Source organism: Ruegeria sp. HKCCE4148 (assembly GCF_017872495.1).
Classification (GTDB): domain Bacteria; phylum Pseudomonadota; class Alphaproteobacteria; order Rhodobacterales; family Rhodobacteraceae; genus Ruegeria.
Genome location: NZ_JAEDOS010000010.1, coordinates 56,445 through 73,532, shown reverse-complemented (window position 1 = coordinate 73,532; position 17,088 = coordinate 56,445). Strand labels below are relative to the sequence as shown.

Annotated in this window: 18 protein-coding genes and 1 tRNA gene; 6 read left to right on the top strand and 13 right to left on the bottom strand. The window is 57.3% G+C overall.

Annotation, left to right across the window (positions count from 1 at the left end; translation table 11 throughout):
• Window positions 1-2: 2 nt before the first annotated feature.
• Window positions 3-1,181: a biopolymer transporter ExbB gene (locus tag I9187_RS19125; RefSeq protein WP_171181335.1), complete on the bottom strand. Its 1,179-nt coding sequence runs from the start codon at window positions 1,179-1,181 to the stop codon at window positions 3-5.
• Between the two features lie 69 nt (window positions 1,182-1,250).
• Window positions 1,251-1,781 (bottom strand): gamma-glutamylcyclotransferase, encoded by a 531-nt coding sequence (locus I9187_RS19120; protein WP_171181333.1) that lies wholly within the window; start codon window positions 1,779-1,781, stop codon window positions 1,251-1,253.
• A gap of 67 nt (window positions 1,782-1,848) precedes the next feature.
• Here I9187_RS19120 and I9187_RS19115 point away from each other — a divergent pair, with 67 nt between their 5' ends.
• Window positions 1,849-2,850 (top strand): DUF2125 domain-containing protein, encoded by a 1,002-nt coding sequence (locus I9187_RS19115; RefSeq protein WP_171619851.1) that lies wholly within the window; start codon window positions 1,849-1,851, stop codon window positions 2,848-2,850.
• Here I9187_RS19115 and I9187_RS19110 read toward each other — a convergent pair.
• The 4 genes from I9187_RS19110 to I9187_RS19095 all read right to left on the bottom strand — a co-directional run bounded on the left by I9187_RS19110 (window position 2,847) and on the right by I9187_RS19095 (window position 7,130).
• On the bottom strand, window positions 2,847-3,650 hold the full coding sequence (locus tag I9187_RS19110; protein ID WP_171181319.1) for an extensin family protein: 804 nt from the start codon (window positions 3,648-3,650) through the stop codon (window positions 2,847-2,849). The two genes, I9187_RS19115 and I9187_RS19110, sit on opposite strands and share 4 nt — an antisense overlap.
• Window positions 3,647-4,567 carry a prephenate/arogenate dehydrogenase family protein gene (locus I9187_RS19105; protein ID WP_171181317.1) on the bottom strand — a complete coding sequence of 307 codons (921 nt, stop codon included), beginning with the start codon at window positions 4,565-4,567 and terminating at the stop codon, window positions 3,647-3,649. Before I9187_RS19105 ends, I9187_RS19110 begins: the two co-directional genes overlap by 4 nt.
• Entirely contained in the window at window positions 4,564-5,649 is a 1,086-nt protein-coding gene (gene hisC / locus I9187_RS19100; protein WP_171181315.1) for a histidinol-phosphate transaminase, read from the bottom strand. The genes I9187_RS19105 and hisC overlap by 4 nt, the downstream gene beginning before the upstream one ends.
• Before the next feature lie 65 nt (window positions 5,650-5,714).
• Window positions 5,715-7,130 carry an aminotransferase class V-fold PLP-dependent enzyme gene (locus I9187_RS19095; RefSeq protein ID WP_171181312.1) on the bottom strand — a complete coding sequence of 472 codons (1,416 nt, stop codon included), beginning with the start codon at window positions 7,128-7,130 and terminating at the stop codon, window positions 5,715-5,717.
• A 102-nt stretch (window positions 7,131-7,232) separates the two neighbouring features.
• Between I9187_RS19095 and I9187_RS19090 the strand changes: the two genes are divergently transcribed.
• Window positions 7,233-7,694: an Lrp/AsnC family transcriptional regulator gene (locus I9187_RS19090; RefSeq protein ID WP_171619853.1), complete on the top strand. Its 462-nt coding sequence runs from the start codon at window positions 7,233-7,235 to the stop codon at window positions 7,692-7,694.
• Between the two features lie 3 nt (window positions 7,695-7,697).
• Here the strand turns inward: I9187_RS19090 and I9187_RS19085 are convergent, their stop codons facing one another.
• Window positions 7,698-8,522 carry an SDR family oxidoreductase gene (locus tag I9187_RS19085; RefSeq protein WP_171181307.1) on the bottom strand — a complete coding sequence of 275 codons (825 nt, stop codon included), beginning with the start codon at window positions 8,520-8,522 and terminating at the stop codon, window positions 7,698-7,700.
• A 165-nt stretch (window positions 8,523-8,687) separates the two neighbouring features.
• Here I9187_RS19085 and I9187_RS19080 point away from each other — a divergent pair, with 165 nt between their 5' ends.
• Window positions 8,688-9,572 carry an AraC family transcriptional regulator gene (locus tag I9187_RS19080; protein ID WP_171728072.1) on the top strand — a complete coding sequence of 295 codons (885 nt, stop codon included), beginning with the start codon at window positions 8,688-8,690 and terminating at the stop codon, window positions 9,570-9,572.
• A 50-nt stretch (window positions 9,573-9,622) separates the two neighbouring features.
• Here I9187_RS19080 and rpsD read toward each other — a convergent pair whose 3' ends face one another.
• The 3 genes from rpsD to I9187_RS19065 form a co-directional block, all read right to left on the bottom strand.
• Entirely contained in the window at window positions 9,623-10,243 is a 621-nt protein-coding gene (rpsD, locus tag I9187_RS19075; protein WP_058275494.1) for a 30S ribosomal protein S4, read from the bottom strand.
• A gap of 241 nt (window positions 10,244-10,484) precedes the next feature.
• Window positions 10,485-10,949, bottom strand: a complete 465-nt coding sequence (locus I9187_RS19070) for a hypothetical protein (protein WP_171728071.1) — start codon at window positions 10,947-10,949, stop codon at window positions 10,485-10,487.
• A 512-nt stretch (window positions 10,950-11,461) separates the two neighbouring features.
• Window positions 11,462-12,295 carry an AraC family transcriptional regulator gene (locus tag I9187_RS19065; protein ID WP_209509733.1) on the bottom strand — a complete coding sequence of 278 codons (834 nt, stop codon included), beginning with the start codon at window positions 12,293-12,295 and terminating at the stop codon, window positions 11,462-11,464.
• A 121-nt stretch (window positions 12,296-12,416) separates the two neighbouring features.
• On the opposite strand from I9187_RS19065, the gene I9187_RS19060 reads away from it, so the two are divergent.
• Window positions 12,417-13,379: an acetyl-CoA carboxylase carboxyltransferase subunit alpha gene (locus I9187_RS19060; RefSeq protein ID WP_209940296.1), complete on the top strand. Its 963-nt coding sequence runs from the start codon at window positions 12,417-12,419 to the stop codon at window positions 13,377-13,379.
• A gap of 3 nt (window positions 13,380-13,382) precedes the next feature.
• Here I9187_RS19060 and I9187_RS19055 read toward each other — a convergent pair whose 3' ends face one another.
• From I9187_RS19055 to I9187_RS19045, 3 genes are all read right to left on the bottom strand, one after another.
• On the bottom strand, window positions 13,383-14,513 hold the full coding sequence (locus I9187_RS19055) for a lytic murein transglycosylase (RefSeq protein ID WP_171728068.1): 1,131 nt from the start codon (window positions 14,511-14,513) through the stop codon (window positions 13,383-13,385).
• 112 nt (window positions 14,514-14,625) lie between these two features.
• A complete protein-coding gene (locus tag I9187_RS19050) occupies window positions 14,626-15,273 on the bottom strand; it encodes a GntR family transcriptional regulator (protein WP_171181294.1) in 648 nt (215 codons plus the stop codon).
• Between the two features lie 30 nt (window positions 15,274-15,303).
• Window positions 15,304-15,999 carry a SprT family zinc-dependent metalloprotease gene (locus I9187_RS19045; RefSeq protein WP_245223304.1) on the bottom strand — a complete coding sequence of 232 codons (696 nt, stop codon included), beginning with the start codon at window positions 15,997-15,999 and terminating at the stop codon, window positions 15,304-15,306.
• Window positions 16,000-16,099: 100 nt separating this feature from the next.
• On the opposite strand from I9187_RS19045, the gene I9187_RS19040 reads away from it, so the two are divergent.
• Both I9187_RS19040 and I9187_RS19035 read left to right on the top strand, forming a co-directional pair.
• Window positions 16,100-16,426 carry a TIGR02300 family protein gene (locus tag I9187_RS19040; RefSeq protein WP_171181290.1) on the top strand — a complete coding sequence of 109 codons (327 nt, stop codon included), beginning with the start codon at window positions 16,100-16,102 and terminating at the stop codon, window positions 16,424-16,426.
• A gap of 143 nt (window positions 16,427-16,569) precedes the next feature.
• Window positions 16,570-16,645 (top strand) — tRNA-Ala (locus tag I9187_RS19035).
• Window positions 16,646-17,088: the final 443 nt, after the last annotated feature.

The window sequence follows — 17,088 nt, the reverse complement described above, 5'->3', positions numbered from 1 at the left end:
GGTTACTCTCCTTCCGGCGTGGTGCGTACTGCGCCGCGCGGCAGAGTCAGTGCCTTGACCAGAAGTTCGATATCCTTACGGAATTCGTTCATGCTTTCCTGTCGACCCGCCGAAATCTCTTCGAGAATACGCAGCAACTGAACGTCCATTGAACGAAGCCGCATTCGGCTTTCCGCGTCGATACCCTCACCTGCGCCGTGTTCACGCATGTGATCCAGCAGCGCATCCTGCCCAAGCGCAACACGCTCCAAAGCCGAGGTGACACTTTCGCTATTGGCCTGACGATTGTTCATCTCACCGATCACATCGACCAGTTGACCTAGCTTAGCCGAAACCTCTGCCCGATCACTTTCCTGGGCTGAGAACAAATCCTGCAGGGCGTCCATCTGTTCGGACATGGCATCTAAGACCGGCGCGAGCACAGCGATCTCGGCTCCGCCTTCCTCACCGCCTGCAAAGCCAACGCGCGTAATCGAAGACAGCCATTCTTCGAGTTCACGATAAAACCTGTTCTGCCCGTGTCCGGCAAACACTTCGAGCAGACCGACGATCAGAGACCCGGCCAAGCCCAGCAAGGACGAACCAAACGCAACACCCATACCCTGCAACTGTGCCTCAAGCCCGGTCATCAGCCGGTTGAAGACGGCCAGACCTTCTTCGCCCTCCTGCGGGTTCAGGCTTCGGATGGTGTCAACGATGGCCGGAACGGTTGTCGCCAAACCAAAGAATGTGCCCAAAAGACCCAAATAGATCAGGACGTTGGTGATATAGCGGGTAATTTCTCGCTCTTCCTCGACCCGCTCCGCCACGGAATCCAGAATGGATCTGGTCGAGGTAGAACTGATCTGAGACCGGGCACCGCGCTCGCGCAATAGTGATGCCAAAGGGGCCAACAGCTGCGGTGTACGGGCGTCTTCTCGAACAACACCCCCCACAAAGGCTTCGATCCAGCGCACAGACCCAATCAGCTGTGTCACCTGATAGAAACACGCAAAAACGCCGATCAGGAATACCAGCAGGATAAAGCCATTCAGATACGGATTGGCGAAGAATACCGGCAGCACGTAGGGCAGCGCCAGAAACACACCCAGCCCGGACAGGCCGATTGCCATCAACATCAACAGGATTTGTCGTGTTGGATGCGAGAAATGGGGTCTCGCGCCCTGATGTGCCTGCGCCATGCGCGTGGTTCCCGGTCTTTGCCTGCTCTGCGATGAATCTAGCGAAATTCCGCGGGTTACGCCAAGAGTTTATGCGGTGATGCTGCGCACCCGTTGCGCCAACCACTCAAGATCGGAGTCGCGCAGACCGATCTCGGCCAAATGTTCGGCGGTATTGTACAGGTATTCGTCGTTGGGACCGCGCCCACCAATCGCGTTGGCGATGATCTGGGCCTGATCCTCTAATGGCATCCCACCGCAATACTGGACGTGGTCTGCATCGATCACATAGGTGACGGCATTGACGATGTCTCCGGTTTCCAGATGCACATCCAGCATCCGCTCGACATAGGCCGACGAAATCAGTTCGCGTTCGCGCAATTCGTGCAGGGTACGCTCTTCGTGGCCAGCCTCAACCGCCAGGGCCAAACCCGTGCAATTTGCGTTTACCTGCTCGTCCAGCGCCAGCACCAGACCCGGTTTTTCCTCGGTCCCGCGGTGGTGGATCGAGCTCATGCAGAAGGATCGGGCAAACCCGTGCAACGTTGCGCGTTCGCTGCGCGCCACCGGAAAGCCCGGATTCCACAGCAGCGATCCATATCCGAATACCCACATCGTCATTGCACTGGTCCTTGCCTGTTTCGGCCTATAAACATCAAATCCGAGGCAGGAAAAAGGGCCAAAGCTCATGCGCCGTCTATTACGAGTGTTCATCTTTATAGCCGCTCTGTGGAGCATCTATTGGTTCATCGCCGGATTTGGGCTGCGCAATGCCATCACCGGCTGGTTCGACCAACAGCAGGAGCTGGGCTGGCAAGCGGAGTTCTCGGAGGTTGAGACAGCGGGCTACCCGACCCATCACATGACACGGCTGAACAATCCCGCCCTAGCGGATCCGGTAACGGGTACCGCATGGAGCGCGGACTGGATTGAGTTCGAAAGCCCTGCGATCTGGCCCGGACGTCAGATCCTGCGCTTTGCCGATACACCGCAGCGCCTGTCATATTTCGATCAGACCGCAACGATCGAAGCAGATGCGTTGCAAGCGCAATTGCAGTTGCGGCCGGGCGTAGCGTTGGTTCTGGAAAAAATGGCACTGACCGCAGGCCCATGGTCCATTACCGAGAACGCGCAGGCTTTGGCCGCGGGTGGAACCCTGGAACTGCTGATGGAGCAAACCGCCACACCCGAAGCCTATAACATGGCTGTGCGCGTGGATGGATTTGCCCCTGGCGATGAGCTGCGTGATCTGATGAAGTCCGCCGCCTCGCTGCCGCAAGCTTTTGACACACTTGAACTGGACATGGTCGCGACCTTCAGCAAACCCTGGGACCGGTCCGCGCTGGAACAGGGTCGACCTCAGCCGGTCAGGATCGACCTTAAGCTCGCCGAGGCCAAGTGGGGTGGGCTCAGGTTATTCGCCACCGGCGCATTGGATGTGGATGAGCAAGGAATTCCAACAGGAGAGATAGCGGTCAAGGCAGAAAACTGGCGGGACATGATCGCCATGGCAAATGCGGCGGGTGCCCTACCCGATCAGGCCGTAGATCCGGTTACGCGCGCGCTCAACTTTATGGCTGGGTTGGGGGGGAACCCTAATGCACTGGACTTGCAGCTGAATTTCCGCGACGGATTTGTAGCACTTGGACCATTGCCCTTGGGGCCTGCCCCTCGCCTGATCTTGCGCTAGCGGCAGTAAGTGCCACTGCGATAGCGGGCTGTGTCCAGATGGAAATGATCCTTGTGATAGCGGTCTGAATTCGGCCCCAGAACGGTGCCAAACGGGCCGCACGCGCCGCGCCAGATCTTCTTGAGTTGCTTTTGCGAGGGGTTCTTGCGCCAGCCTTTCAGTACTGTCACCACCTCGCCATCGGCCATCGTGAACCCCGAGATGTCAATTGCCCGACCCTTGCCATGCTCGGAAATCCGAGCACCCTTGCGGTTGTTGCGGGTTCGGCACGCGTAATGGGCAGCCACTTGTAGCTCAACCACAGGGCCACGGCGCTTAAAAGTGGGTTTGACTGTTTTATCAACCCATTTGTTCAGTGCGATCGCGGTGCCACAGTCCATGGTCGAAGGACGGCTGAGCGCCACACCCGAGACAGAAGTGATCTGCACTGCGTCTTTGACGCCACAAGCTGAATTCTTGCTTCCGACCCGACCCACTGGCTTGCCCTGAATGGCAATATCACCGCAGACCGAGCTTTTGCGCAGCTTGCGCTTCTTGAACAGCACCTCTTGTTCCAGCCATTCGGGGCGCATCAAGGGTCTAAGCGGCACCTCCGACGGACGCACCACCGCAGCTGTAACCTGTGGCGAAACCGGGCGTGATACAGGTCGCAATGTTGGTTGAGCACCGTCGGTTTTCGCGACCTGCCCCAACGCCGGACGCGTCAAAGGCACCAAGGACCGATCCAGAGGCGCAGCCTGCGATGTCATGGCCGTTAAGGCCAGGACTCCGATCAGAACGTGCCCCCAGCTTAGCTTCATGTACTTGACTTCCCGCGCCCAAAATCCGGAGCATCCGTATCCTGCCCCGCATCGATAATGCCGCGACGAATAGCACGCGTCCGGGTAAAGTAGTCAAACAAATGTTCTCCGTCACCGGTTCGGATGGCGCGTTGCAGGGCAAACAGCTCTTCGGTGAAGCGGCCCAGAATTTCCAGCGTGGCATCCTTGTTGGACAGGAAAACATCCCGCCACATGGTCGGGTCGGATGCTGCGATGCGGGTGAAGTCCCGGAAACCGGCGGCCGAATATTTTATGACCTCACTGTCGGTTACGCGTCGCAGATCGTCTGCCACGCCAACCATTGTATAGGCAATCAGGTGCGGCGCATGAGAGGTCACGGCCAACACCAGATCATGGTGATCTGCATCCATCTCATCGACGTTTGACCCCATGCCTTCCCACAACGCACGTAGGCGGGCAATCGCCTCGGGGTCCGAGTTCTCGACCGGGACCAACAGGCACCAGCGGTTGTCAAACAGTTCTGCAAAACCAGATTCCGGGCCGGAATGTTCGGTACCTGCCAACGGGTGTGCCGGGATAAAATGCACGGTTTCGGGGATGTGCGGCTGCACAGCGTCGATCACGTTGCGCTTGACCGAACCGACATCCGACACCGTCGCGCCGGATTTCAAAACGGGTGCAATCTCTTCTGCGACAGCCCCCATCGCCCCGACCGGGACACAGAGGACAACCAGATCGGCGCCCTCAACGGCTTCTTGCGCGGTATCGCAAACGCGGTCGCACAGCCCTATTCTGCGCGCGGTGTCCCGAGTGGCCTCGGACCGGGCATAACCCGTGACTTCCCCGGCCAGCCCTGCCCGTTTGATCGCCCAGAACATGGACGAAGCAATCAGGCCCAGCCCGATAAGCGCAACACGGTCGTATATCTGGCTCATGCTGCGCCCTTCTTAAATGCAGTAATCGCCGCAACGACACGGCGGCAGGCTTCTTCGTCGCCCACGGTAATCCGCAGGGCGTTTGGCAGGTTGTAGCCTGCAACACGACGGACAATCAAACCCTGCGATTTGAGGTAGTCGTCGCAGGCTTCGGCCTCGGCCCTGTCTGCGAAACGTGCGAGGATGAAGTTGGTACAGGACGGGTCCGAGGGCACATCGACCTTGTCCAGCTCATCCGCCAGAAACACACGCAGACGCGCGTTTTCAGATTGGCAAAAGGACAGAAACTCGACATCGTTCACCGCAGCCTCAGCCGCAGCCAAGGCAGTCAGTGAAAGGTTGAACGGTTGGCGTACCCGGTTCAGCACGTCGATGATCGATTGATGCGCATAGCCCCAGCCAACCCGCATTCCACCCAGCCCGTACACTTTTGAAAAGGTACGGGTCATGATGACATTCTCATGGGCATCGACCAGCGACGCACCGCCGTCGAACCCGTCCACAAACTCGGCATAGGCCCCGTCCAGAACTATCAAGCAGGTGTCAGGCAGACCCTGTGCAAGCCGTTCCAGTTCGTCATTCGAGATCATGGTTGAGGTCGGGTTGCCCGGGTTGGTGACAAACACGATCCGCGTTTGCCCCGTCACTGCAGACAGAATGGCATCCACATCCACCTTGCGGTCACGCTCGGCTACCATGACCGGCGTCGCACCCGCCATGCGGGCGATGATTGGGTACATCGAGAACCCGTGCTCGGTGTAAATCACCTCATCCCCCGGGCCCGCATAAGCCTGAGCGATGAATTGCAGCACCTCGTCACTGCCGACACCGCAGATGATCCGCGCCGGGTCCAGCCCGTGGCGCGCGCCGATTGCTGCGCGCAGGCTTGCGTGGTCAGTGCTGGGATAACGATGCAAAGTTGCCGCGCTGTCGCGTACCGCTTCAATCGCCTTGGGGCTTGGCCCAAACGGGTTTTCGTTCGAGCTCAGCTTGATCACGTGTTCCACCCCGGCCACATGCGACTGGCCGCCCTGATAGAGCGCGATGTCCATAATGCCGGGTTGAGGGGTGATCTTGGTCATTGAGAGGCTCCGTTGAATGGGCCTCTCATACCTGTCTCAACGGGTTGAGAAAAGCGGCAAATCCATCATGCGGCTTTGAAGCGCGCGGTTGCCGGGTCGGCGTTGTAAAAGGGCGCGAACTCTTCGGTTTGGCGGGACAAGTCATTGACGCTGTCGATAATGAACTGAACCGTTTCCTCGTCCATCAGATACGAGAAATTCAAGCGCACCCAACCGGGCTTCTTCATCTCTTCTCCGGCCGACAAATCCGCATGCAACTCCTCGGACATGGCGCGATCTATCCCCAACAAACGATGCGCATATGGTCCCGCGCAGGCACAGCCACCGCGCGCCTGAATACCATAGATGTCGCTGAGCATCCGGGTGAACAGCTGCTGATGCACCGGTTGTCCAGCATTGTCGCGAACAAGAAACGAGAAGATTGGCAAGCGATGCGGGTTATCGACCCCAAGCAAAGTCAGGTGCGGGTTGTCCTGCCAACCTTCCAGAGCCATCTGGTTGAATTGCGCTTCGCGCCCGGCAATTTCCTCTGTTCCGACGACATCCTTCACGATGAACGCCAGTGCCGCGCGTATGTCTCCGATCACGTTGGGCGTTCCGGCCTCTTCGCGAGTTGACAGATCGGCGCTGTAATCGTGGCGCCATGGCGATACAAAACTGACCGTGCCACCGCCGGGCCAGCTGGGGCAATTTCTTTGAACGGCCGATTGATTCACGATCAAAATGCCTGACGCGCCCGGACCACCGGGGAACTTATGCGGAGAAACCACGATGGCGTCTTTGCGCGCATCCGCCGGACCCATATCCATCGGCAGATACGGCCCGCCGCCGGCATAGTCCCACACGGCCAAAGCCCCATGCGCCTTGAGCAATCGCGTCACCGGATCTGGGTCAGTAATAATGCCCGTCACATTAGATGCGGCAGAAAACGACCCGATCAACAGGTCAGCGTCCGCATGTGATTGCAACGCATTTTGCAATGCGTTCAGATCAACACCCCCACCCCGTGCCTCGGGGATTTCGATCACCTGCGCCTTGCTCTCGCGCCAGGGCAAGATGTTTGAATGATGCTCGTATGGCCCGATCAAAACAACCGGCTGGTCAGCCTCTTCCACTCCCATCAAACTGACCAACCGGTTGAGCCCCGCCGTGGCACCGGACCCGGTAAAGATCACCGTGTCCTCTCCCCTCGCGCCAACAAGGCGGGCTATCTCATCGCGTGCTTCGCGACGCAGACGTGTCATGTAGGAACCGCAGTAGGAGGCCTCGGTATGGCTGTTCGCGTAGAACGGCAACACATGCTGCGCGACATAGTCTTCGACCTGCCGCAATGCACGGCCCGAAGCGACGTAATCCGCATAGACAAGCGGTACGTCCCCAAGCAGGCCCGGGATCAGAACATTTTCTCCGATAAGTCCGTCGCGCAGGTTGGAATTGTGAGTGGTCGAACAAAGATCCGCACGAAATTTGGACAGGGTCATGGCATGGGCTCCTAACTGCCCAACCAATGTGATTTATTCGCACCGGGGAAACTTCACCTAACTTTGCGTAGATTTCGAATATTTTGTGTCATATGATCAAGTATGACTTCAAAATTAGATCAAATTGACACGCGCATTCTGAAAGAACTGCAAAAGGACGCCACCCTATCCCAACGGGAATTGGCAGATCGCGTTGGTCTTTCTCAAAATGCCTGCTGGCGGCGATTGAAGGCCCTCAACGAAGATGGCGTCCTGATTGGATCCACCGCTCGTATCGCGCGCGAGAAACTAGGGCTGAGCTTAGCGGTCTTTGTCATGCTGCGCACGCGGCATCATTCGGCCGAATGGCTTCAGGCGTTTCGCAGCCATGTTCTGACCATCCCAGAAGTCGTGGATTTTCATCGCATCGGCGGCGATTACGATTACCAACTGAAAGTCGTCACCGAAGATATGGCGTCTTACGACAAGGTCTACCAACGCCTGATCGAAAAGGTCGAACTGGACAGTGTGACCTCGTATTTCGCGATGGAAGCGATCGCCGAAGGGCGACCGCTGCCGATTTAGACCTCAGGCCAGCCCGAGCATCGTTTTCATTCCACCGATGAAGGTGGCATCGTCCAGTGCCTTGCGGTTGTCGAGGTATTCGACCGCATCCTCGCCCGCGCGATACCGCAATGTGTCAGTCCCCTCGGTCACTGCATCCCAGATCACGTCGGCCACAACGCTGGGCGGTGAGGTGCGCGATGCCATCTCTTCTGAACCCCAGGCGCCGAACAAGGCCTGGACCACCGGCTGGTATTCCGTCATGGATTCATCATTGACTAAGTCGAACGAGCGGCCGCCGAAATCTGTGGCGATCAGCCCGGGCTCGACAATCTTGACCTTGATGCCAGCCGCAGCGAGTTCGTAATGCAGCGACTCTGACAGACCTTCGACTGCGAACTTCGTGCCGTGATACAGCGCCCCAAGCGGGAAGGTGATCTGTCCACCGATGGATGAGATGTTGACGATGCAGCCAGAGCCGTTCGCCCGCATATGCGGCAATACCGCTTTGGTTACGGCCAGCAGACCGATGACGTTGGTGTCAAATTGCCGACGAATGCGGTCCATCGGGAACGCCTCCAACGGCCCGTAGGCCCCATACCCTGCATTGTTCAGCAGAACATCGATCTGGCCGAACCGCGCGATCCCGTTTGCAACGGCCGTTGTGATCGAGGCTTCGTCGGTTACGTCCAGACGGGTGACCAGAACGTTTTCCAACTGCGATAGCTCGGTTTCCTTTTCCGGGCTGCGCATGGTGGCGATGACGTTCCAACCTTGTTTCTGAAACAGTTCTGCCGTGACTTTGCCGATACCAGACGACGCGCCGGTGATGAGGATGGTCTGTGCCATGGTCTTTCTCCGCAATGATAAGCCTGAGAGACAAATAACTTTGCGCACCGCGAAATACCTGCCGGATCCTCCTCAACTTCTGCCTGATTCTCCAAAGCTTCGGATTTTCAATGGTGCGAACACGCCCCACAAACTATGCTGGGCATAACCAAAAGGCGCTACAGCATGACGTTTGATCTGATCACCGATATTTGCAAAGCCGTACACGAACAGTCAGAAAGTGAACCGTTATACACGACCAAACTGGATGGGTTCGGCCTGTTACATGACATCAGAACTAAACCCATTGAGGCGCAGGTTTATGAACCCATCGTCTGCCTAGTTCTACAAGGTAAGAAGGAAACACACATCGGAGATCGGCTTGTCCAATTCGGAGCAGGCGACTCTTTGATCGTCAGTCATTCCATCCCGGTATTGGCCGCTGTTACCGAAGCGAGCCGGCAGAAACCGTATGTCGGGCTTGTCTTCTCACTCAACTTGTCCATCCTTCGTGGATTGTATGATGAAGTCGGCTCTGCACCGGCAGCGCCCGAAATGGCACAAAGCCTTGCTGCGTCCAAAGCCACACCTGATCTAATCGATGCCATGACCCGCCTGTTTCGCGCCAGTCAGAACGCGATGGACACGCAGATTTTAGCCCCGATGATCAGCCGCGAAGTTCATTACAGACTGCTACAAGCGGATCACGGTGGAATGCTGCGGCAAATGCTATGGCGCGACAGCCCCGCCAGTCGAATCGCGCGGGTGATTGACGTTATCCGCTCAGGTTTTCGAACCTCACTACCGGTGTCTGACCTTGCGCAAACCGCTGGGATGAGCGTTTCAGCCTTTCACGCGCATTTTAAATCGGTGACGGCCAAATCTCCGCTGCAATATCAAAAAGACCTCAAGTTGCTCGAAGCACGGCGGATTTTATCACACGGCGCGGTAAGCGTATCGCAAGCGGCGTTTGACGTGGGATATGAAAGCCCCACTCAATTCAGCCGGGAGTATTCCCGCAAGTTTGGTGTTTCCCCAAGGCAAGACATTGGAACGCAAAACGCTGCATAAAAAAGGCCGCGCAACTTGCGCGGCCTTGGAAATCTGTATGTCGGCGAAGATTAGTTCTTCGCGTAGAATTCGACGACCAGGTTCGGCTCCATAACAACCGGGTAAGGCACATCGCCCAGACCAGGTGCGCGCACGAAAGTGGCGGTCATTTTCGAGTGATCCGCGTCGATGTAATCCGGAACATCACGCTCTGCCAGTGCGGCCGCTTCCAGAACAACGGCCAGTTGCTTGGATTTGTCACGCACTTCGATCACGTCACCTTCTTTGACACGGTAGGACGGGATGTTGACCCGCTTGCCGTTTACTTTGACGTGACCGTGGTTGACGAACTGACGAGCAGCAAAGACGGTCGCAACAAACTTGGCACGATAAACGACAGCGTCCAGGCGGCGCTCCAGCAGACCGATCAGGTTTTCACCGGTGTCGCCGTTCACACGTACGGCTTCGGCATAGATGCGGCGGAACTGCTTCTCGGTCAGGTCGCCATAGTAGCCTTTCAGCTTCTGCTTGGCGCGCAGCTGCAGACCGAAGTCCGACAGTTTGCCCTTGCGGCGCTGGCCGTGCTGGCCGGGGCCGTATTCGCGACGGTTGACCGGGGATTTCGGACGACCCCAGATGTTTTCGCCCATCCGGCGGTCAATTTTGTACTTGGCAGACGTGCGTTTGGTCACGGCTGATCTCCTTCGTTTAGGTCGAGGCCCAAAGGGCCACTATGAAGGGCGTTGTCCTCTTGAGGTTTCCCCCATGACAGGCTTCCCCTTGCGGGGGCCACCAACACCAATGAAGCCGCGCTTATATCCGCAGGATTGGCAGAGTCAACAAGCGAATTGAATCAGGAAAAGGAGCGGCACTCATACACGCCGACGCGGACCCGCCAGGAAAATACGACAGGAAGTTGGTTCGCGTTAGGGATCAGCAATGCCGCGACAGGGCCTGACGGGGAAAGCTTACAACCGTCGTGTCAGGCTCGGGCTGCACAAAGGCCGAGGCGACGAACTCGTTCACTTCGCTCACCCAAAAGGCCTGGTCCCGTGGGGGGCATCCATTCGTGAAGACAAATGTCGGATCAATATCACCTTCCTGAACGACCAGATCCGCACTGAACCTTTGCGCGCCATTGGTCAACACGACAGTGCCACACATGTCCCCAGTGATATCCCGAATGACTGCAAAGCGATCCTTCGTCGAAGAAGCGGCTCTTCCGACACTTCCAGATCGTTCAACAACCTGTTCGATACTCTCGCTTAGGAAAACGGCTTGACCACGCCAGGACCATGCTGCCCCGACGACCAAAAAAGCCAAAGGCGGTGCCTCAAGCTCATCAAGCTCTGTCTGGTTCCAAGAAATGGCTATTTGACCGTTTGCTCCGGCTCTCATCTGCCCACTCGCACTTTTTACCGCCCCAACATTCAGATAAACGCTTATCAGCACAGATTTCGGCGGAAAAGAGACGGAATTGCAGCATTCACGCGATTGTTGCAGATGTGAATCACAACTCAGTGAAGCAAACCCGAAGTTTTGCAACACCAACAAGAGGTTCAATGAAGATGCACCCTTGTGCTGTGTTTTATGAAAAACGTCCCGTAAATATCAAATTGAAACCAACTGTACCGTCAGCGAACTCAGCGCAGTGCGCTGTAAGTGTCGCGACAAAGTTCAAAGTGAACTGCAAGACCGGTTGCGATTAACCCTGGGTCCGAACCCTAGGCCTTGCCGCATGGCAATCTGGCATAAAACGAAGCCTTGGGGATCTTTTCCGAGCAGCAGACCATTGAAAGACGGGCTTACCCTGAACCGCCCGCAGAACACCGCCTTGTGAATCGGTTCTTTTGATCCGCAAAAAAGAGCTAAGACAGGGCCCAAGCGGACCCCGCCTGATGCGCTTTGGATCACTTCAAGGGCAGGCAGATCTCGGTCAGCAAATCATCCGGCGCTGTTTCGCGAGGGTCATTGAGGTAGATCTCGTAACACGGCTCGTCTGCAGGTTCTTCACCTGAGTCTGGAAGCCAGTTGCCAAAAAGGCTGTGATAGGCAGCCGCAATTCCGGAATATGGCCCCTTGTAAGTCAACACAGCCGTTTTGCCACCGGCGATCGACATCTCCTCCATCCCTTCAGGGGTTGTTGCACCCCGGAATTCAGCCCCGGCGTAACTACGCAATTGATCCTCGGGAACATCATCGGGACTATCGAAGTATAACGCCAGAACTGGCCCAACCTGCGGCCAAAGCTGGCGAGACTCGCACAAAGCTCCGAAAGCTTCAAAGCTTTTGCCGATCTCTGAATAAGCCCCTTTGTGCGGCAAGGCGACGACACGACGGGCAGGTTCTGTTCGGGTTGTGACAGGATGCATCGGATATCCTCCGGTTTTAAAATCAGGTTGCGCGGGGTGAAATTGACCCGCTTTACGAAAGGCGGCAGGGCTGCCGCCATAGGCATCAGAAAATGCCCGCGCAAAAGAACTTGGATTGGGATATCCCACAGACGCTGCAATATCCGTGATCGGCCGATCCGTGCACACAAGCCAAGTGGCCGCTCGGTGCAGGCGAACGCGACGCACCGCCTGTGCACAGGTTTCACCGGTCAGAGCGCGAAACACCCGGTGCCAGTGAAACCTGGACATTGCGGCTACGTCGGCCAGCGCATCCAGCGACAAGTCCCCGGCAGCGTTGTCATGGATATAAGCCAAAACGCGCAGCACGCGATCTTCATAGCTAGTGGCCATCGTCATCCTTCCTTCTTCTTGCCCAACCGTGGTCGCATAGTGCGAAGCCACAAATCTTGCTGAGTTGCATCCCGGGCAACGTCAGGCCATATAGCAGGGAACTTCCGCGTTGAGAGGCGTCATGACCCAGTATCTGGATTTCGAAAAACCGCTGGCCGAGATTGAAGGCAAAGCTGAAGAGCTGCGTGCGCTGGCCCGCACCAACGAAGAAATGGATGTGTCCGAAGAAGCCGCCGCGCTGGATGCAAAAGCCGCAAAGCTGCTGGAAGAGCTGTACGCCGATTTGACCCCCTGGCGGAAATGTCAGGTGGCGCGTCACCCGGAACGCCCGCACTGCAATGATTACGTGGATGCTCTGTTCACCGAGTTTACGCCGCTGGCAGGCGATCGCAACTTTGCCGACGATCTGGCCGTGATCGGTGGCCTTGCACGATTCAACGATCAGCCGGTTATGGTGATTGGGCACGAAAAAGGTTCTGACACCAAATCGCGGATTAAGCGCAATTTCGGCATGGCCCGCCCCGAAGGTTATCGTAAGGCCGTTCGCCTTATGGAGATGGCCGGGCGTTTCGGCCTGCCGGTTATTACACTGATCGATACAGCCGGGGCCTATCCCGGCAAAGGAGCCGAAGAACGCGGCCAATCAGAAGCCATCGCGCGTTCAACCGAGATGTGCCTGAAAATCGGCGTGCCTTTGGTCTCGGTTATTATAGGTGAAGGTGGGTCCGGCGGCGCTGTGGCGTTTGCCACGGCAAACCGCGTCGCAATGCTGGAACACTCGGTCTATTCGGTGATCTCGCCCGAAGGCTGCGCGTCGATCTTGTGGAAAGACGCAGAAAAGATGCGTGAGGCCGCCGAAGCGCTGCGCTTGACTGCCCAGGACCTCTATAAGCTGGGCGTCTGCGACCGTATTATCACCGAGCCCAAAGGCGGCGCGCATCGCGACCGCCCAGCAGCCGTGGAAGCCGTACGCTCGGCCATCACCGCCATGCTGCAAGAGCTGCACGGCAAAGATGCAGCGGCCCTGATTCAGGGCCGCCGTCAGAAATTCCTGGATATCGGTTCAAAAGGGCTGGCGGCGTAACCGTCAGCCGCCCAAGCGGCGCAGCAAACCAATCGAAGGTTCACCCGTGACAGGCAAGCCATTTGCGGTTTGATAAGCGCTGATGGCGGATGTGGTGTTCTTGCCAATCACCCCATCCGCGCCTTTTGTATCGTAACCCGCTGACGTCAAACGGCGCTGTAGTTCTTTGCGATCCTCCAACGTCAGACCATTTGCGTCTGGCCCGAACGAGGCCTGAAACGGCGCACCACCTGCGATCCTGTCTGCCAGATGGCCCACACCAATCGCGTAGCTATCTGAATTGTTATATCGCTTGATGACCTGAAAGTTACGGAACACGGCAATGCGCGGCCCCGGTGTCTGCGGTTGCAACACGGCGACGGGTGTGCCCGAAACCGTTCCGACCTCTCCTCCCCAGGGTTGCCCCCGAACCCAACCAGCGCGCGCGAGATACGACGCCGTAGAGGCCAGCGAGTCCGTCGGATCCTCGGACCAGATATCGCGCCGCCCATCCCCTGTGAAATCGACCGCATAAGCAAGGTACGAGGTCGGGATGAACTGCGTATGCCCCATCGCCCCAGCCCAGCTGCCGGTCATGTTGGCGGGTGTGGTATCGCCTTCCTGCAAGATACGCAGAGCCGCGACCAATTGCTTTTCGAAAAACGCACCGCGTCGCCCGTCATAGGCCAGCGTCGAAGTGGCCGAGATCACAGGCACATCGCCGCGACGCGCGCCATAACGGCTTTCCAGACCCCACACGGCCACGACAACTTCCTTGTCCACGCCATATTGTGCCTCGATCTGCGCCAGGGTGCCGTTGTATTTGCGAAGCATCTGCTGACCGGTTTCGATCCGCTCGTCCGAGGCGGCGATGGCCAGATAATCCTCGAGCGAGCGCTTGAACTCGACCTGATTGCGGTCGCGTTCGATCACGTCGGGCAAATACCCTGCCCCGCGAAACGCTTGATCGAGTGTAGTCTGGGAGATTCCCTGCGATGTGGCGCGGGTCTTGAACCCGGCAACCCAGGCATCCCAACCCGCGTTCGGAACTGCCCGCATCCGGGATGCAGGGGCTCGAGTCGGAGCACTGCCGCCCGTGCAGGCAGCCAATAATGTTGATCCAAGACAAATAGAAAAGGCGCGGCGCGAAATCATGATGGGGTCTGCTCTTGTTTGTGATTTGACTCAAGAGTACCCCAGCAGAACCTCTCAGGCCAGTAGAGTGGCGCAAAGGAAGGGCATCAATGCAATGTCGGCGGGAAGCCGCTCAGCTCACCAGCAAACGCAACCCCTGCGTCACATCCGAGCGTACCGCCAGCCGCAAACCCGGCTCGTCCCCGGCCTTTAGCGCAGCAATGATCAGCTTGTGATAATGCGGGGGCTCAGTGCGCCGCAGACGCCCATACAACGCCCGCATTGTTGGTCCCAATTGCAACCAGACGGTTTCGGCAATGGCAAGCATCGCAGGCGCTTGCGCGCGCAGATACAAAGTGCGGTGAAACTCCAGATTTGACCGAATATAGCCAACCGCGTCTCGCTTGGTCACCATCTCGGCAACGGTCATGTTGATGCTCTGCAACCGATCGATCAGCGCGATATGCGCGCGCGGCAAAGCCCGGCTTGCCAGCTCGACCTCTAACAATGCCCGCAACGCTGCCAACTCCTCGATCCGGTCATTTGTCAGCTCCGGCGTCGATACACGGCCCGATGTAGAAAGGAAAAGCGCCCCTTCAGCAGCCAGACGGCGCACCGCCTCACGTGCAGGGGTCATTGAAACACCGAATTCCTTGCCGATGCCGCGCAGGGTCAGTGCCTGACCCGGCGCCATCTCTCCATGCATGATTCGAGATCGCAGGACCCGATACACCCGGTCATGCGTGGCAGTTTGGGTCTCGGAGGTGCGCGCGTTCATCATGCGCTTATGTGATCACAAAATCACGCGAGGTCAACTCGGCTTATCATCAAATCTAAAGCGATGCAGCTCCGCCCCGTTGTCGCGCAACCAGCGGCGAGGGTGTTGATAGGGACCAAAGATCTTCTCGACCTGCGCCCAGAACGCAGGCGAATGGTTCATTTCGGCAAGATGCGCCACCTCATGAGCCGCCACATAGTGCAATACCTCAGGTGGCGCCAGGATCAGTCGCCACGAGAACATCAGCCCACCATGCGAGCTGCACGAACCCCAACGAGACCGCGTATCTCGCAGACTCAGCGTCGAATAAGGCCGTCCCAGCATAGCCGCATAGTCGTCGCACGCCCCGGTTAGCCGGTCCCGCGCCAATTCCTTAAGAAATCGCGCCAACCGCCGCGCCTCTGCGCCCTCTGGAACCGCGACCTCGTTTGCTTGCAGCAAAACCCGCCGGCCAACAGCAGGCACGATTCGCCGATCAACGCCTTCAATTGGAATCGTTTGCCCAAACTGAACCTTGGCCATATCCGGCCGGTCCTCAAGATGCTGCCGAATCCATTCTTCTTTCGTGCGCGCAAAGTTCAGGGCCTCGGTCTCTGGCACGCCAATTGGGTACGTCAACGTAACCCGCCCATCCAACTGAGAAATTCGCAAACTGATACGCCGTGCCCGGGCTGATTTGCGCAGCCTCAGCGGCACCGGCGGCGTCCCTGGCAATGCGTGCTCTCCCATATCGCGACCTCTCTTGCGCAAAGACTTTGACAGTGCCCTCTGCCTGTGGCAGGTGAGCTGAATCATTTAGACGACTCACCTGATATCAAGGGGATTTGACATGCCCAAGGAAGAATGGGGCGTAAAGCGCGTTTGCCCGACAACCGGTAAGCGGTTCTACGACCTGAACAAGGACCCGATCATCAGCCCCTACACCGGCGAGATCGTGGAGCTTGAAACATCCAAAAGCCGCATGATCGCGGCGGATGCGGAAGATGCAGCTTCGGTCAAGGCGCGTGAAAAGGCGTCAGAAGAGGATCTGGTTCTGGACGATGACGATAATGTTGACGTCGAATTGGATGACGATCTGCTGGACGACGATGACGACAACAATGATGACGTTTCTTTGGACGACATTACCGACATGTCCTCGGAAGACGACAACTGATCAAGCAGAAGGCGGCCCCAAGGGTCGCCTTTTTCATTTGACCTGAAGGCGGGGCGGAAATTCACGCTCAAATCCAATTTTGGACTTGCACTTGCCGTCACTGTCTCCTAAACGTCCGCTCACCGCATCGACGGTACCATGATGGGGCCTTAGCTCAGTTGGGAGAGCGCTTGCATGGCATGCAAGAGGTCAGGGGTTCGACTCCCCTAGGCTCCACCAAAACCTAACAATACAACTAGATAGCAAGCATTAGAGCGGTGTGACACACAGGTGTGACACAAAATGAAGCTGCATGCGTATCTCTCACTGTACAGACACTGCATTTATAACTTCCGTCGGCCACTGTCCTATACGACACCACCACCCCCGCACGAGACCAAGCACCACACCTAGAACCGTTAGGATGAAGTGTATGGCGTTGTCATGGACGCTCCTGTGCAGTAGCGTCCAGCACCATGGTCATCCGGCGATACCCATTTGTGCTTTTGGTTAGCTTTCTGGTCATCCTGACCGGCATAGCTGGCGTTGCTCACGCGGTATCAAATGGTTGCATTGGCATTCATTGTGAAGAACATGCGCAAACTGCGAAACACTCTGTATCAGCAATGAGCAGCGGTGACATCTCGGTTCCAAGTCATCATCATGACCCAGAGAGTTCTGGA

Bases quoted from the DNA above. Each gene is read 5' to 3' on its own strand.
- I9187_RS19070 (WP_171728071.1), bottom strand. From the start codon at position 10,949: ATGAGAGCCGGAGCAAACGGTCAAATAGCCATTTCTTGGAACCAGACA.
- I9187_RS19115 (WP_171619851.1), top strand. From the start codon at position 1,849: ATGCGCCGTCTATTACGAGTGTTCATCTTTATAGCCGCTCTGTGGAGC.
- I9187_RS19105 (WP_171181317.1), bottom strand. From the start codon at position 4,567: ATGAGCCAGATATACGACCGTGTTGCGCTTATCGGGCTGGGCCTGATT.
- I9187_RS19080 (WP_171728072.1), top strand. From the start codon at position 8,688: ATGACGTTTGATCTGATCACCGATATTTGCAAAGCCGTACACGAACAG.
- I9187_RS19065 (WP_209509733.1), bottom strand. From the start codon at position 12,295: ATGGCCACTAGCTATGAAGATCGCGTGCTGCGCGTTTTGGCTTATATC.
- I9187_RS19060 (WP_209940296.1), top strand. From the start codon at position 12,417: ATGACCCAGTATCTGGATTTCGAAAAACCGCTGGCCGAGATTGAAGGC.
- I9187_RS19055 (WP_171728068.1), bottom strand. From the start codon at position 14,513: ATGATTTCGCGCCGCGCCTTTTCTATTTGTCTTGGATCAACATTATTG.
- I9187_RS19090 (WP_171619853.1), top strand. From the start codon at position 7,233: ATGACTTCAAAATTAGATCAAATTGACACGCGCATTCTGAAAGAACTG.
- I9187_RS19095 (WP_171181312.1), bottom strand. From the start codon at position 7,130: ATGACCCTGTCCAAATTTCGTGCGGATCTTTGTTCGACCACTCACAAT.
- I9187_RS19110 (WP_171181319.1), bottom strand. From the start codon at position 3,650: ATGAAGCTAAGCTGGGGGCACGTTCTGATCGGAGTCCTGGCCTTAACG.
- I9187_RS19040 (WP_171181290.1), top strand. From the start codon at position 16,100: ATGCCCAAGGAAGAATGGGGCGTAAAGCGCGTTTGCCCGACAACCGGT.
- I9187_RS19050 (WP_171181294.1), bottom strand. From the start codon at position 15,273: ATGATGAACGCGCGCACCTCCGAGACCCAAACTGCCACGCATGACCGG.
- I9187_RS19045 (WP_245223304.1), bottom strand. From the start codon at position 15,999: ATGGGAGAGCACGCATTGCCAGGGACGCCGCCGGTGCCGCTGAGGCTG.
- hisC (WP_171181315.1), bottom strand. From the start codon at position 5,649: ATGACCAAGATCACCCCTCAACCCGGCATTATGGACATCGCGCTCTAT.
- I9187_RS19085 (WP_171181307.1), bottom strand. From the start codon at position 8,522: ATGGCACAGACCATCCTCATCACCGGCGCGTCGTCTGGTATCGGCAAA.
- I9187_RS19125 (WP_171181335.1), bottom strand. From the start codon at position 1,181: ATGGCGCAGGCACATCAGGGCGCGAGACCCCATTTCTCGCATCCAACA.
- I9187_RS19120 (WP_171181333.1), bottom strand. From the start codon at position 1,781: ATGACGATGTGGGTATTCGGATATGGATCGCTGCTGTGGAATCCGGGC.